Genomic DNA, 13173 nt, shown 5'->3' with positions numbered 1-13173 from the left:
GTCCTTGTGTCGGGTGGCGAGTGCGTCGGGTCGGTGGGCGGCCTGTGTCGGGGCGTGGTCGGCCCGCTCGTTCGCTGCGGTCACGCTCCCGCTGCCTCACCCGCTCCTGAGCCGACGGCGGACCCCTCGGGCACCGTGTTCTGTTCGCACCGTCGGTGCTCGGAGGGGCGGCGACGTCGCGGACAGTTGCGCGCAGCCGGTGGTCAGCCCGGCGTGCGGCGTCCGGGGCGTGTGGGCCCCTCCGTCGCGACGTACCAGTGAGAGCACGAGGGTGTCGCTCCGTGCGCCGGCGGCGAGCGCGACGGCCGCGGACAGGGCCAGGGTGGCGGGCGGCAGCGCGCGGGGGCTGTGCGTGATGTCCGGTGCGGCGGCGGTGGGCAGCAGCCAGGCCACGAGGCTGTAGCAGGCGCAGGCCAGCAGTGTGGAGCCCAGCACATCGCTGGGCCGGTGGTGACCGAGGGCCTGGACGGCGGCGGCGATGCAGGAGAGCCACAGCACGCCGACCGTGGTGACGTAGGGGCGGGCGCGGGGGGACGCGACGAGGACGACGCCGAGGGTCAGCGCGGCGGGGACGGCCGCGTGCCCGTTGGGGAAGCTCCCTTCAAGGAGCCGTCCATGAGTGCGGCGAGGATGAAGTACTGCGGTTCCGTCAAGGACGGGTGCTGGCGTGTCATGCGTCGGCTATATATCGAGGTGCGAAATATATCCGCGGGCCTGAGGGTGCCCCTGGGGTCCGGATGAAGGGGGCGGTCTCCGCTCTGGTTCGCAACTGTGATTCGCACAGAGGTTCCCCGACAGGGGGCGTCCCGGTTTCCGTGGCTGAAGGGGGAGCGGGGGTTCGGGTGGGCGCACGGGGATAGGTGCGGGGACCGCGGTGACGGTGGTCGAAGGAGGGGGTCGAAGGGGATGCCGCCCTGCTCCGGGGTGGCGCGGGTATGTCCGCAGGATGTCCGGGGCGCGACCGACCAAGTGCCGGCGATTTACGTCAAGGACTTGACTGCGGCAACCCCTACAGAAGAGCTTGGAGTTCATAACTTGTAAGTGGCCCGGTTCCGTAGATGTGACCTGGGCCACGGGCGGCGCAGGGGTCGCCCGGCCGATGGCGGGAGTGGATGAGTCGATGGAGACTCCGGGGTCGCAGTCGTCGCTGCACCGAGCCAACCTGGAACGAGTCGTACGGGCGGTGCGGCTGGCCGGGTCGCTCACGCAGGCGGAGATCGCGCGGACGACCGGCCTGTCCGCGGCGACGGTCTCCAATATCGTGCGGGAACTCAAGGACGGCGGGACCGTCGAGGTCACGCCGACGTCGGCGGGCGGCAGGCGGGCCCGCAGCGTCTCGCTGTGCGGAGACGCCGGCATCGTCATAGGCGTGGACTTCGGCCACACCCACCTGCGCGTCGCGATCGGGAACCTCGCGCACCAGGTGCTGGCGGAGGAGTCCGAGCCGCTGGACGTCGACGCCTCCTCCACGCAGGGCTTCGACCGGGCCGAGCAACTGGTCAACCGGCTGATCGACGCGACCGGCATCGACCGGTCCAAGGTGGCGGGTGTGGGCGTCGGCGTGCCCGGCCCCATCGACGTCGAGTCGGGCACCCTGGGCTCCACCGCCATCCTGCCGGGCTGGTCCGGCACCAGGCCCGCCGAGGAGCTGCGGGGGCGGCTCGGCGTACCGGTGCACGTGGACAACGACGCCAATCTGGGCGCCCTCGGCGAGCTGGTCTGGGGCTGCGGCCGGGGCGTGCGCGACCTGGCGTACATCAAGGTCGCCAGCGGCGTCGGCGCCGGTCTGGTGATCAACGGCAAGATCTACCGGGGCCCCGGCGGCACCGCGGGCGAGATCGGGCACATCACGCTCGACGAGGCCGGCCCGGTCTGCCGCTGCGGCAACCGCGGCTGCCTGGAGACCTTCACGGCCGCGCGCTACGTGCTCCCGCTGCTCCAGCCGAGCCATGGCACCGGCCTGACCATGGAGGGCGTCGTACGGCTGGCCCGGGACGGCGACCCGGGCTGCCGCCGGGTGGTCGCCGACGTGGGCCGCCACATCGGCAGCGGGGTGGCCAACCTGTGCAACCTGCTGAACCCCAGCCGGGTGGTGCTCGGCGGAGACCTCGCCGAGGCCGGTGAGCTGGTGCTCGGGCCCATCAGGGAGTCGGTCGGGCGCTACGCCATCCCCAGCGCGGCGCGTCAGCTCTCCGTGCTTCCCGGCGCGCTCGGCGGGCGCGCCGAGGTGCTCGGGGCGCTCGCCCTGGCGCTCAGCGAGATGGGCGATTCAACCCTTTTGGACGGCACCCTGTCGACAGCGACACCCGCCTTCACTTAGAGAACGGCTGACACCGTTGCCATCTCGTTAAGGATTTACTTCTTGACGTCGCACGTGTGGCCGAGTTGACTTCCAGCCACCTCGGCCGCAACGACGCGGCCTCGTCAGGGAGGTTTCTGAAGTGAACACGCGTATGCGTCGTGCCGCCGTCGCCATTGCCGCTGGTGCGATGGCCGTTTCGCTCGCCGCCTGTGGTAGCGCCAAGGACTCGGGCGGCGACGATTCTTCCTCGTCGTCGTCGGCCAAGAAGGGCGACGACATCAAGGTCGGCCTGCTGCTGCCGGAGAACAAGACCGCGCGTTACGAGAAGTTCGACCGCCCGCAGATCGAGAAGAAGATCAAGGAGCTGACGAACAACAAGGCGGAGATCCAGTACAACAACGCCCGCCAGGACGCCAACCTCCAGGCCCAGCAGGTCGACACGATGATCACCAACAAGGTGGACGTGCTCATCCTGGACGCCGTGGACGCCAAGGCCATCCAGAACTCGGTCCAGAAGGCCGTGGACCAGGGCATCAAGGTCGTCGCCTACGACCGTCTGGCCGAGGGTCCGATCAGCGCCTACACCTCGTTCGACAACGTGCAGGTGGGCAAGACCCAGGGCGAGGCCCTGCTGAAGGCCCTGGGCAGCAAGGCCACCAAGTCCTCCAAGGTCGTCATGATCAACGGCTCGGTCACCGACCCGAACGCCAAGCAGTTCAAGGAAGGCGCTCACTCCGTCCTCGACGGCAAGGTCACCATCGCCAAGGAGTACGACACCAAGGAGTGGTCGCCGGACAACGCCAACTCCGAGATGGAGACGGCGATCTCGGCGATCGGCGCGAAGAACATCGCGGGCGTCTACTCCGCCAACGACGGCATGGCCGGCGGCGCCATCACCGCCCTCAAGGCCGCCGGCGTCTCCGTGCCGGTCACCGGTCAGGACGCCGAACTCGCCGCGGTGCAGCGGATCGTCACCGGTGAGCAGTACATGAGCGTCTTCAAGTCGTACCCGCAGGAGGCGCAGATCGCCGCCGAGATGGCGGTCGCGCTCGCCAAGGGCGAGAGCCTCGACTCCATCGCCAAGGACAAGGTCTCCAGCGACAGCGCGAAGGACGTCCCGTCCGTGCTGGTCCCGGTCGTCTCCCTGACGACGGACAACATCAACGAGACGGTCATCAAGGACGGCTTCTACACCGTCGCCGACATCTGCACGGCCAAGTACAAGTCGGCCTGTGACAAGATCGGCCTCAAGTAAGCGGTCCCAGGTCCCTTCCCAGGCACGGTGATTCGCCCTTGAATCCCCGTGCGGGACAGGACTGCTCCAGGCTCCACCGGCGTCCCGCGCATCAGTCAGCCCCGCAAGCTCGGCGCGGGGCGCCGGATGGAACTTCCCCCCAAACTTCTGCACAACCTTCCGCCGGGTCAGGCGGCGAAGGAGATGGTTCACGTGTCCGCTACGCCCGTGCTGGCGTTGCGCGGGGTCTCCAAGCGGTTCGGTGCCGTTCAGGCGCTCACCGACGTAGAGCTTGAGGTCCACGCCGGTGAGGTGGTCGCCCTTGTCGGCGACAACGGCGCCGGAAAGTCCACGCTGGTCAAGACGATCGCCGGCGTGCACCCCATCGATGAGGGCGTCATCGAATGGGACGGCAGGCCCGTCCAGATCAACCGGCCGCACGACGCCCAGAGCCTGGGCATCGCGACGGTGTACCAGGACCTGGCGCTGTGCGACAACATCGATGTCGTCGGCAACCTCTTCCTGGGCCGCGAGCTGAAGCGGCGCGGCGTCCTCGACGAGGTCGAGATGGAGCGCCGCTCCCGCGAACTGCTCACCACGCTCTCGATCCGCATCCCCAGCGTCCGCATCCCGATCGCCTCGCTCTCCGGCGGTCAGCGCCAGACCGTGGCGATCGCCCGGTCCATGCTCGGCGAGCCCAAGCTGGTCATCCTCGACGAGCCCACCGCGGCCCTCGGCGTCGAGCAGACCGCCCAGGTCCTCGACCTGGTGGAGCGGCTGCGCGAGCGAGGCCTCGCCGTCGTCCTCATCAGCCACAACATGGCCGACGTCAAGGCCGTGGCGGACCAGGTCGCCGTGCTGCGCCTGGGCCGCAACAACGGCGTCTTCGAGGTCAAGACGACCTCGCAGGAAGAGATCATCTCCGCCATCACCGGCGCCACCGACAACGCCGTGACCCGCCGTGCGGCGCGCGCGAACGGGGAGGTTTCCCAGTGAGCATCGACAAGACCTCCGCGACCCCGCAGGACGAGACCGTCGTCGAGAACCCCGAGGCGGCCGCCGCCGCGGTGACCGCGGTCGACCCGCGGCTCCTGGTGCGCGAGCAGGGCCTGGCGGGCTACCTCGGCGAGTTCCGGCGCAAGATGAAGGCCGGTGAACTGGGCTCCATCCCGGTCGTCATCGGTCTGATCGTCATCTGTGTCGTCTTCCAGAGCCTGAACTCGGCGTTCCTCTCCGCGGAGAACCTGAGCAACATCACCATCACGATGGTCGGCACGGGCATGATCTCCGTCGGCATCGTCTTCGTGCTGCTGCTCGGTGAGATCGACCTGTCGGTGGGCTCGGTCAGCGGCGCCGCCAGCGCCATCGCGGCCGTACTCGCGGTCAACCAGGGCTGGCCCGAGTGGGCCGCGGTGCTGTTCGCCATCGCCTCGGGTGCCGCCATCGGCGCGGTGCACGGCTTCTTCTTCGCGGTGCTCGGCGCCCCCGCGTTCGCCGTCACTTTGGCCGGTCTGCTGTTCTGGCTGGGCTTCATGCTCCAGACTCTGGGCCAGGACGGCACCATCAACCTCGACAGCGACGGTCTGATCAGCAAGCTGACCACGTACTACTTCACGGACATCGCGGCCGCCTACGGTCTCGCCGTCGTGGTGGTCGGCGTGTTCTTCCTCACCTCGTTCCTGTCCAACCGCCGGCGTGAGGCGGCCGGTATCCCGTCGAGGCCACTCAGCGACACGGTCCTGCGCACGGTGCTGCTCGCCGTGATCTCCTTCGCCGCGGCCTTCATGTACAACCAGTACAAGGGTCTGCCGCTCGCCACGGTGATCTTCCTGGTGTTCCTGGTGGGCACCGACTTCCTGCTGCGCCGCACCGCGTACGGCCGCAAGGTCTTCGCGCTCGGCGGCAGCGTGGAGGCGTCCCGGCGTGCGGGCATCAACGTCACCGCGGTGCGGATCTCCGTCTTCGCCATCTCGGGCGGGTTCGCGGCGATCGGCGGTCTGTTCCTGGCGTCGAAGATCGCCTCGGCCAACCAGAGTGCGGGCGCGGGTGACCTGCTGATGAATGCGATCGCCGCGGCCGTCATCGGCGGGACCAGCCTCTTCGGCGGGCGGGGGCGCACCTGGAACGCGCTGCTCGGTGTCCTGGTCATCGTGTCGATCCAGTACGGGCTCCAGCTGGAGTCCATCGCCGAGCCGGTGAAGTACATGATCACCGCGGCGGTGCTGCTGACCACCGTGGTCATCGACTCCATCACCCGCAAGACGCAGAAGACGGCCGGCCGCGCGTAGCGCTCCGCTGGGGTTGGCCGTTTGGGCGGTTTGACTGTGCCCGGTGCCTATTTGGTGCCGGGCGCTGTCGTGTTCGGCGGGGGCGTTGGTCGGCTGCGGGTGGGATGTGGCTGGGCGCGCAGTTCCCCGCGCCCCCTTCGGGGCGTGGCTGTGGTGGTGCTTTTGGGCGCGGGTGGGATGTGGCTGAGCGCGCAGTTCCCCGCGCCCCTTTCGGGGCCTAGTTCCTCGGGGCCCCTTCGGGGGCTGTTGTACGTGCCCCTTGGGGTGGGGTTCTGGGGGGAACATTAGACTCGGTGGGCCCGGCAACGCTCGATCAGCTCTATTGCAAGGAGGCACGGGTGCCGCTGCTGACCCGCATCAGGGGACCGCGCGATCTGGACCGGCTCAGCCTGGAGGAGCTGGACCAGCTGGCGCAGGAGATCCGGACCTTCCTCGTGGACGCGGTCGCCAAGACCGGCGGCCACCTCGGGCCCAACCTCGGTGTGGTCGAGCTGACCATCGCCCTGCACCGGGTCTTCGAGTCCCCGAAGGACGAGGTCCTGTGGGACACCGGCCACCAGTCATATGTGCACAAACTGCTCACCGGACGGCAGGACTTCTCGAAGCTGAAGATGAAGGGCGGCCTGTCCGGCTACCCCTCGCAGGCCGAGTCCGAGCACGACGTCATCGAGAACTCGCACGCCTCCACGGTCCTCGGCTGGGCCGACGGCATCGCCAAGGCCAACCAGCAGCTGCGGCGCGACCGCCACGTCGCCGCCGTCATCGGTGACGGGGCGCTCACCGGCGGCATGGCCTGGGAGGCGCTGAACAACATCGCCGCCGCCAAGGACCGCCCGCTGGTCATCGTCGTCAACGACAACGAGCGGTCGTACGCGCCGACCATCGGCGGCCTCGCCAACCACCTCGCCACGCTGCGCACGACGGACGGCTACGAGCGTTTCCTGGCCCGCACCAAGGACCTCCTGGGGCGCACCCCGGTCGTCGGCAAGCCGCTGTACGACACGCTCCACGGCGCCAAGAAGGGCCTCAAGGACTTCATCGCGCCGCAGGGCCTGTTCGAGGACCTGGGTCTGAAGTACGTCGGCCCGATCGACGGCCACGACATCGAGGCGCTGGAGTCCGCGCTGTCCCGCGCGAAGCGGTTCGGCGGCCCGGTCATCGTGCACTGCCTCACCGAGAAGGGGCGCGGCTACCAGCCCGCCCTCCAGGACGAGGCCGACCGCTTCCACGCCGTCGGTAAGATCCACCCCGACACCGGCCTGCCGATCGCCAGCTCCGGCGCCGACTGGACCTCGGTCTTCGGCGACGAGATGGTCGAGCTGGGCCGGGAGCGCGAGGACGTCGTCGCCATCACCGCCGCCATGCTCCAGCCCGTCGGCCTGGAGAAGTTCGCCAAGGCCTTCCCGGACCGGGTCTACGACGTCGGCATCGCCGAGCAGCACGGCGCCGTGTCGGCGGCGGGTCTGGCGCACGCCGGGGTGCACCCCGTCTTCGCCGTGTACGCCACCTTCCTCAACCGCGCCTTCGACCAGGTGCTGATGGATGTGGCGCTGCACAAGTGCGGGGTGACCTTCGTGCTGGACCGGGCCGGGGTCACCGGCAGCGACGGCGCCTCCCACAACGGCATGTGGGACATGTCGATCCTCCAGGTCGTGCCCGGCCTCAGGCTCGCCGCCCCGCGCGACGCCGACCAGGTGCGCGCCCAACTGCGGGAGGCCGTCGCCGTCGAGGACGCGCCGACCGTCGTGCGCTTCTCCAAGGGCGCCGTCGGCCCCGCCGTACCTGCCGTGGGCCGCGTCGGCGGCATGGACGTACTGCGCGAGCCCGGCACCACCACCCCGGACGTGCTGCTGGTCTCCGTCGGCGCGCTTGCGCCGATGTGCCTGGAGATCGCCGGCCTGCTCGACAAGCAGGGCATCTCCACCACCGTCGTCGACCCGCGCTGGGTCAAGCCCGTCGACGAGGCCATGGCACCGCTCGCCGAGCGGCACCGGGTGGTCGTCACCGTCGAGGACAACTCCCGCGTCGGCGGCGTCGGCTCGGCCGTCGCCCAGGCTCTGCGGGACGCGGGTGTCGACATGCCGCTGCGTGACTTCGGTATCCCGCCGCGCTTCCTCGACCACGCCTCGCGCGCCGAGGTCCTGGCCGAGATCGGGCTGACCGCGCCCGACATCGCCCGCCAGGTCACCGGGCTCGTCGCCCGGCTGGACGGCCGCTTCGCGACGCCCACGGCCGACATCGACCCGGTGGAGCCTGCCCGCGACTGAGCGCCCGGACGGGCCGGTACCGCCACGGTGAAGAGTGGCGGTACCGGCCCGTTTGCGTGAATGTGCCCGTTGCGGGGCATACGTTCCACGCCACCTCTCGATCATGTCGAGGACGCCGAGCGCGGGAGGTATGCCGTGAGCAACACCGTCTTCCGGACGAAGAAGGTCGAGCAGTCCATCCTCGATACCGAGGAGCCAGAGCACGCGCTCAAGAAGTCCCTGTCCGCGCTGGACCTGACGGTCTTCGGCGTCGGTGTCATCATCGGCACCGGCATCTTCGTGCTGACCGGCAAGGTCGCCAAGGAGAACGCCGGACCCGGGGTCGCGTTGGCCTTCGTCGCCGCCGGCGTCGTCTGCGCCCTCGCCGCGCTCTGCTACGCCGAGTTCGCCTCCACCCTCCCGGTGGCGGGCTCCGCGTACACGTTCTCGTACGCCTCCCTGGGCGAGCTGCCCGCCTGGATCATCGGCTGGGACCTGGTCCTGGAGCTCGCGCTCGGCACGGCGGTGGTCGCCGTCGGCTGGTCCGGGTACATCCGGGCGCTGCTGGACAACGCGGGCTGGCACCTGCCGGCGTATCTCGGCGGCCGGGAAGGGGCGCACGGCTTCGGCTTCGACATCCTCGCCGCCGTGCTGATCCTGGTGCTCACCGGCATCCTCGTGCTCGGCATGAAGCTGTCCGCCCGGGTCACCCGACTCGTCGTGGCCATCAAGGTGGCCGTCGTCCTCGTCGTGATCGTCGCCGGTGCCTTCTTCATCCACGCCGGCAACTACAAGCCGTTCATCCCGAAGCCGGTGCCGGTCGCCGCGGGCGGCGATCTCAAGGCGCCCCTGATCCAGCTGATGGTGGGCTGGGCGCCCGCCAACTTCGGGGTGATGGGCATCTTCACCGCCGCCTCCGTCGTCTTCTTCGCGTTCATCGGCTTCGACGTCGTCGCCACCGCCGCCGAGGAGACCAAGAACCCGCAGCGGGACATGCCGCGCGGCATCCTCGGCTCCCTGTTCGTGTGCACCGTGCTGTACGTGGCGGTGTCCGTCGTCGTCACCGGAATGCAGCACTACACCCAGCTCTCCGTCGACGCCCCGCTCGCCGACGCCTTCAAGGCCACCGGGCACCCGTGGTTCGCCGGGGTCATCAGCTTCGGCGCCGCCGTCGGTCTGACGACGGTGTGCATGATCCTGCTGCTCGGCCAGACCCGGGTGTTCTTCGCGATGAGCCGCGACGGGCTGCTGCCGCGCTTCTTCTCCCGCGTCCACCCGCGCTTTCGCACCCCGCACCGGCCGACCATCCTGCTCGGCGTGGTCATCGCGGTCGTCGCCGGCTTCACCAGCCTCAGCGAACTCGCCGAGCTGGTGAACATCGGCACGCTGTTCGCGTTCGTCGTCGTCGCGGTCGGCGTGGTCATCCTCCGCCGCACCCGACCGGACCTGCACCGCGCCTTCCGTACCCCGTGGGTGCCGGTCATCCCCGTGCTGTCCGTCGCCGCCACCCTGTGGCTGATGCTGAACCTGCCCGCCGAGACCTGGCTGCGGTTCGCCGTCTGGATGGTGCTCGGCTTCATCGTCTACTTCCTGTACGGCCGCACCCACAGCCGCCTGGCCCGCGGCAAGGACGCCCCGGCGGTGCCCCCGTCCCGGGGCACGCGCGCGTGACCGGGAACTCACCGTGATCGACCGGCTCGCCGGCCCCGTCCCGTATGTCCCGCTTCGGTGGAGAGCGCGGGGCCGGATAGCGTGCTCACCATGCTCGCCGCGCCGCTCGCCCCACCACGGTCCGCAGCCGTACGGACGGCGTACTGGGCGCGGCTGCTGCCGCTGCTCGCGGCGCTCGCCTGCCTCACCCGGGTGCCGTCCTTCGCCCGGCCGCTGTGGAACCCGGACGAGGGCTACCTCGCCGTGCAGGCGCGGATGCTGGCGCGCGGCGGGCGGCTGTACGAGACGGTCGTGGACCGCAAACCGCCGCTCGTGCCCTGGTTGTACGAGGGCGCGTTCGCGGTCTTCGGATCGGGTTCGCTGACCCCGGTCCGGGTACTGGCGGTCCTCGCGCAGCTGTGCACCGCGCTGCTGCTGGCCTCCCTGGCCCGGCGCCGCTGGGACGACACCGCGGGCCGCACCGCCGGGGTGCTGTATCTGCTGGTCTCCGTCGGGCTCAATCCCGAGGACGCGCAGGCCGCCACCTTCGAGGTGTTCATACTGCCCTGCACCGCCGCCGCGATGTGGTGCGCGGACCGGCGCCGCTGGGGTGCGGCCGGGGCGGCGGTCGCCTGCGCCTTCCTCGCCAAGCAGACCGGCGGGGCGGTGCTGGTGCCGGTGGTGTGGCTGCTGCACCGGTGCGGCGCGCCGCCGGGCGGGGTGCTGCGGCTGACGGCGGGGACGGCGGCGCCGGTGCTGTGCGCGGCCCTGGTCACGGACCCGGCGGGCTTCGTCTTCTGGACCGTCACCGGTTCCGGCGCGTACGCCTCCTTCACCGGTTCCGAACTGCATGTGCTGGTCCGGGCCGTGGCCAACTCGGCGATCCTGGCGGTGGCCTGCGCGGGGCTGATCCCGCCGGTGGTCCGGGTGCTGCGGGTGGCGCGCACGGGCGCGAGGGACCTGTGGCTGTGGCTGGGCTCCTCGGCCGCCGCGGTCGCCGTCGGCTTCCACTTCTTCGGCCACTACTACCTTCAACTGACGCCCGCCATCGCCCTGTTGGCGACGGCCGCGCTGCAGATCCTGCCGCGGGAGCGACTGCTGGCGGCGGTCCGCGCCACGGCCGGCTGCTGCGTCCTGTTCCTGGCCTGGGGGCTGCTGGCGCCACGCGCCGACCTCGGGCACGCCCAGCGGCTCGCCGCCGCGGTCGGCGACCGCACGGCGCCCGGCGACCGGGTCCTGGTGTGGGGCATACACCCGGAGACGTACTGGCTCGCCGCGCGCAGGCCCGCCAGCCGCTATCTCACCGCCGGCCTGCTCACCAACTACAGCGGCGGCCGCAACGGGCCCCAGGTGGGCGAGAAGTACGCCGTCCGGGGTGCTTGGCCGGTCTTCCGGGCGGAACTGGCCGCGCACGCGCCCGCCCTGGTCGTCGACGACTCCCGCGGCAAGCCGTACGCCCCCGCCCGGGTACCCAGCCTGCACCGTCTGCTGACCACCGAGTACGAACAGGTCGGCGAGGTGGACGGCGCGGTGCTGTACGCGCGGGTGACGGGGGAGTAGACGCGGCGCTGGAGCGGCGCCGGGCGTGGCGGTGGCCGCCTGTCTCGGGACGCGCGGGGCGCTCAGCCCAGCACGGTGCGTGGGCCGGTCACCTCCGCACCCAACTCCGTGACCCGGCGGCGGAGTTCACGGTCGGCCGTGATGACAAGGCGGGGGCGGCGCGGACACCCGGCGACGAGTTCGACCACACGGTCGTCCCCGCTGCCCGCCGCCGCTTCCACCCGCACCCCGGGCACCGACTCCACGTCGCGCGCGGCGCCCTCCACGACGAGCACGATCTCCACGGGGGTGGGACGGCCCGGCAGCCCGTCGGCGGCCAGCCGGTCCCGCAGCCGCTCGGCGGCGCCCTTCCGGTCCCGCCACCACCCATCGGGCACCGACCCGACGACGTTCGCCCCGTCGACGACCACGAGCACCGAAGCCTCCACGTCCATACCGCCAGGGTCCCACGGCCTCCTGGCCAGTGCGTGCCTGACTCCTCGCCGGACGCCGCGCCTCCAACGGACCCCGCCCGCGCCCTGTCACCGCGGCCGGGACACCGACGGGAGCCGCATCGTCGTCCGCTGTGGGCAGGGCGGGGGTGCCCCGGGTGGCCGGGGGAGGGCGGCTTAGAGTGAGGTGGTGAACGGCGATTGGCTCATACGTGGCCGAGACGGTCGGCTCAGTGTGTACCTGCTGTCGGACGACGCCGTCCTGTGCCGGGCGGAACGCGGACCTGACGGGCCCTGGGGCGCCCCGCGCAAGGTGGGCGGCGACCAGAAGCTGCACCCCGTCCTCGCCGTCGGACAGGGCCGCGACGGCTACGCCCACCTGGTCTCCTGGCGCCCCACGGCCAAGGGCGAGTCGGGGCTGGTGCACTCCACCCACTTCCGCCCGCACCTCGCCGCCCTGGACTGGAACCCGATCGGTCACCCGAACAAGAAGGGCCCCCGCACCGGAACGCCCGCGGTCGCCGTCGACGCGCAGGGCCGTGCCCATGTCTTCGTCCGCAACAAGGGCGGCGGCATGAGCCTGCTCGCCCAGAAGGAGAAGGGCGGCTGGGGCCCCTGGCAGGACCTCAAGGGCCGCGACGTCCAGGACGAACCGGCGGCCGTGACCGGGGAGTCGGGCCGCGTCGAACTGTACGCGGCGGTGCCCGGCGGCATCCTGCACTGGCGCCAGGAGGAGCCGGGCTCCCGGCTGGTCCTGGAGGAGGCGATGCGGGCGCCGGTCCGGCCGGGCACGCTGTACGCCCTCGCCACGTCGCCCGACGCCACAACCCTCTTTTACACGGACGACTCCGGCCACCTGTGCGCCTGGCGCCCCGGCACTGCGCCCGTCGCCGTCGTGCCGTCCGCCGGTCCGGGCCCGGTCTCCGCGGTCCGCTGCGAACTGGACGGCCATGACTGCACCTTGCTGGCCCAGCGCTCGGCCGGCGGCCGTGTCGCCTTCGCCGCCTACCCGACGGAGCAGGAGTCGGCGGGCGCCTGGTGGACCGAGTCCGGTCCGCAGCTGCCGGCGGACGCCGCGGTGTCCCTCGCGACGGACGCGCGGGACAGGGTGAGCGCGGCGGCGTCGTCCCCGTCCACCGGTCGGCTCCTGCTGACCCGCCGCAAGGCCGAACCGGGCCTCGCGCTGGAGGCGTGGCGGTCCGCCTGACGCTCCGCTGGGTGTGCCGCGCTGTGCCGCCGGCCGTCTGCGGCGTCGTTGTGGTTGGTTGCGCCCGTGCGGCGGAGCCGCGTATCGATACAGCCCCGTGCCGCTTTGGGGGTGGGATCTGTCGTCGGTTGTCTGCGGCGGCGTCGTGGGTGGTTGCGCAGGGCGGTTTCTAGGGATCGTCGCAACACTTGGTCGTGTTGGTCAGGCTGTGAGTAGTTTATGCAGGCGCTCGGCTGGGGTTTCCCAGCCGAGCGT

General features: G+C 71.0%; 9 protein-coding genes and 1 pseudogene. 8 read left to right on the top strand and 2 right to left on the bottom strand.

The genetic code is table 11. The annotated features are described in order from the left end of the window. Nucleotides 1-252: 252 nt before the first annotated feature. Nucleotides 253-609: pseudogene (locus tag ACFYTE_RS30400) on the bottom strand (phosphatase PAP2 family protein); the annotation flags it as partial. A gap of 511 nt (nt 610-1120) precedes the next feature. Here ACFYTE_RS30400 and ACFYTE_RS30395 point away from each other — a divergent pair. From ACFYTE_RS30395 to ACFYTE_RS30365, 7 genes are all read left to right on the top strand, one after another. Continuing rightward, entirely contained in the window at nt 1121-2320 is a 1200-nt protein-coding gene (locus ACFYTE_RS30395) for an ROK family transcriptional regulator (protein WP_388717289.1), read from the top strand. A gap of 133 nt (nt 2321-2453) precedes the next feature. Then, entirely contained in the window at nt 2454-3557 is a 1104-nt protein-coding gene (locus ACFYTE_RS30390) for a substrate-binding domain-containing protein (protein ID WP_388717519.1), read from the top strand. A gap of 183 nt (nt 3558-3740) precedes the next feature. Further along, on the top strand, nt 3741-4532 hold the full coding sequence (locus tag ACFYTE_RS30385; RefSeq protein ID WP_388717286.1) for an ATP-binding cassette domain-containing protein: 792 nt from the start codon (nt 3741-3743) through the stop codon (nt 4530-4532). Then, nucleotides 4529-5824, top strand: a complete 1296-nt coding sequence (locus ACFYTE_RS30380; protein ID WP_388717283.1) for a sugar ABC transporter permease — start codon at nt 4529-4531, stop codon at nt 5822-5824. The genes ACFYTE_RS30385 and ACFYTE_RS30380 overlap by 4 nt, the downstream gene beginning before the upstream one ends. A 338-nt stretch (nt 5825-6162) precedes the next feature. Then, nucleotides 6163-8091 (top strand): 1-deoxy-D-xylulose-5-phosphate synthase, encoded by a 1929-nt coding sequence (dxs, locus tag ACFYTE_RS30375; RefSeq protein ID WP_388717280.1) that lies wholly within the window; start codon nt 6163-6165, stop codon nt 8089-8091. A gap of 135 nt (nt 8092-8226) precedes the next feature. After that, entirely contained in the window at nt 8227-9741 is a 1515-nt protein-coding gene (locus ACFYTE_RS30370) for an amino acid permease (protein ID WP_388717278.1), read from the top strand. 90 nt (nt 9742-9831) lie between these two features. After that, the gene (locus ACFYTE_RS30365; RefSeq protein ID WP_388717275.1) at nt 9832-11280 is read left to right on the top strand and encodes an ArnT family glycosyltransferase; all 1449 of its coding nucleotides are present in this window, start codon (nt 9832-9834) and stop codon (nt 11278-11280) included. 62 nt (nt 11281-11342) lie between these two features. Here the strand turns inward: ACFYTE_RS30365 and ACFYTE_RS30360 are convergent, their stop codons facing one another. Further along, complete coding sequence (locus ACFYTE_RS30360) at nt 11343-11714, bottom strand: NTP pyrophosphohydrolase (protein WP_388717272.1); 372 nt, start codon at nt 11712-11714, stop codon at nt 11343-11345. Nucleotides 11715-11901: 187 nt separating this feature from the next. Between ACFYTE_RS30360 and ACFYTE_RS30355 the strand changes: the two genes are divergently transcribed. Then, entirely contained in the window at nt 11902-12918 is a 1017-nt protein-coding gene (locus ACFYTE_RS30355) for a hypothetical protein (protein WP_388717269.1), read from the top strand. Nucleotides 12919-13173 lie beyond the last annotated feature (255 nt).

The sequence above is a fragment of the Streptomyces sp. NPDC004629 genome (genome assembly GCF_042873595.1).
Classification (GTDB): domain Bacteria; phylum Actinomycetota; class Actinomycetes; order Streptomycetales; family Streptomycetaceae; genus Streptomyces.
The sequence above is the reverse complement of the archived record's forward strand: the minus strand, read 5'-3'. Positions and strand labels throughout refer to the sequence as shown.